2 protein-coding genes are annotated in these 1,214 nt (G+C 70.0%); both read right to left on the bottom strand.

Features of this window, described 5'->3' with window-relative positions; genetic code table 11:
• On the bottom strand, positions 1–301 hold a 301-nt coding region (locus tag IG08_RS0153245; RefSeq protein WP_030622118.1), incomplete at its 3' end, for a hypothetical protein.
• A 204-nt stretch (positions 302–505) separates the two neighbouring features.
• Positions 506–1,213, bottom strand: a complete 708-nt coding sequence (locus tag IG08_RS0153240) for a DUF1206 domain-containing protein (protein WP_078656162.1) — start codon at positions 1,211–1,213, stop codon at positions 506–508.
• Between the last annotated feature and the right edge of the window lies 1 nt (position 1,214).

Here is a 1,214-nt window from a genome sequence, read left to right as displayed (position 1 = left end):
GGCCACCGCGTTCCTGTTCGGCTGCGACAGACTCGCGCCGAGACGGTCCGAGCCCGCGATGCGCAGGGCGGCCACGGCGAGTGGTACGGCGTGTACCGGTCAGGATCAGGCTCAGCCCGAGCAGAGCCGCCGCCCCGACGACGATGCCGCAGAGGAAGAGGGTGCCGGTGGAGCCGGTGACGTCGACACCGAAGACCGAGAATCCGCCGGTGAACTCATGGGCGCTGCCACTGTTGGAGAGAACGCCGGCGACGCCGACGACCACCGCGGCGACGAGAATGACGAGCCCGAGGATGATCATGACGTGCTCCTGGGATCTACTTCCTCTTCCCACGGTAGAGCCGGATCGTCATCGGCGCTGTCGTCGACGGACTGCTGTATCTGCTCTCCACCGGCGTGCTGCTCCTCATCGCCGCCGTGCTGTACCTGCTCGTGCGCTCGGTATCGCGCTCACACCGCCGGCGCCCGGCCCACTGACGCATGGCGGTAGATGGCGAACCGCCGCTCACAGCCGGCGCCAGCGGGCCGAGGCGAAGGAGAAGACGCCGAAGAGAATCAGCCCGATCGCGACGGCGACCAGGAGCCATGGCCCTGCTGGTGTCTGCGTGAAGCTACGGAGCGTCGCGTCCACGCCCTTGGCCTCGTCCGGGTCGAAGCGGACGGCTGCCACCAGGATGAAGATCCCGGCCACCGCGAACACCACGCCACGTGCCACGCCTCCGCCCACGCCCAGAGCGGTGACGACCTGCCTCGTACGGTGGCTCATGGCGCCGGTGTCCAGCTGCTTGAGGAAGCGCCGCATGGCCGCCCGGACGGCGAGTACCACGCCGATGCCGATCAGGAGGCACCCCGCGGCTCCCACCAGCACCTGGCCGTACGACAGTTTGAGCGCCGATGCCGTCCCGTCCTGCGACTGCTCGTTGCCGCTGGAGCCCTGGCCGCCTCCGGCGGCATACACCGCCGTGGTCCAGCAGACGAAGGCGTAGAAGACCGCCCGCCCGCCGTCGAGAACTCGCGAACCCGCCTTCCGCTGAGGTCCCCTGGTGAGCACGGCGCGGGCTCCCCGCCAGAGCGCCATGGAGGCGAAGCCGACCACCATCGCCCACAGCATCACCTTCCCGAACGGCTGCTCCGCGACCTGGGCCAGCGCGCCCTGCCGGTCGGCCGATTCGCCGCCGCTGCTGAGGGCGATCTGCAGGGCAAGGGCGCCGATG

The sequence above is a fragment of the Streptomyces fulvoviolaceus genome (assembly GCF_000718165.1).
In the GTDB taxonomy this organism is placed as follows: domain Bacteria; phylum Actinomycetota; class Actinomycetes; order Streptomycetales; family Streptomycetaceae; genus Streptomyces; species Streptomyces fulvoviolaceus.
The sequence above is the reverse complement of the archived record's forward strand: the minus strand, read 5'-3'. Positions and strand labels throughout refer to the sequence as shown.